At 33.8% G+C, this 467-nt stretch carries 1 protein-coding gene; it reads right to left on the bottom strand.

Going from position 1 to position 467, the window contains the following annotated elements:
• Positions 1 to 451: hypothetical protein (locus ETC27_RS17790; protein ID WP_205742761.1), on the bottom strand; the 451-nt coding region annotated here is incomplete at its 3' end.
• Positions 452 to 467: the final 16 nt, after the last annotated feature.

The raw sequence follows: 467 nt of genomic DNA, 5'->3' as shown, positions 1-467 counted from the left end.
CTGAAAGTTTTGTGTAAACTTCCTTGTCATAAGTCGTAAACGGACTATAATAAACTTCAGCTGTCTTTGCTGTATAAACACTTATCTTTTGCTCTTCTTTCTTCAGTAAAACATCTGAACCTATCATTTTCGGATCTGCTTTGACAAAAGTATGATTGGCCAATTCAAACATATTTTCTTTTAAATTTATAATTTCAAGCTGTTTCTGCCTCGGAATTTCCCCGATTTTTTGTGTCATGGATGCATCTTTGTAGGCTATTACTTGAGTAAGCGTCACGGCACGAGAAGGTATGCTTGTATAGTAATTTTCCTTACTTTGTGTTAAGCTTTTTACTTTGGAATCAATGCTTACATTTTGATTCTTCTGCGGCAAGATAAAAAAGGCTGGCATGAGCATTATAATCATTACCAACCAAACAGCTATATTCATTTCATTCTTCAGTTTTTGCATTTTCTAAAACCTTATC

This window comes from Onishia niordana, assembly GCF_004798965.1.
GTDB lineage: Bacteria > Pseudomonadota > Gammaproteobacteria > Pseudomonadales > Halomonadaceae > Onishia > Onishia niordana.
The sequence above is the reverse complement of the archived record's forward strand: the minus strand, read 5'-3'. Positions and strand labels throughout refer to the sequence as shown.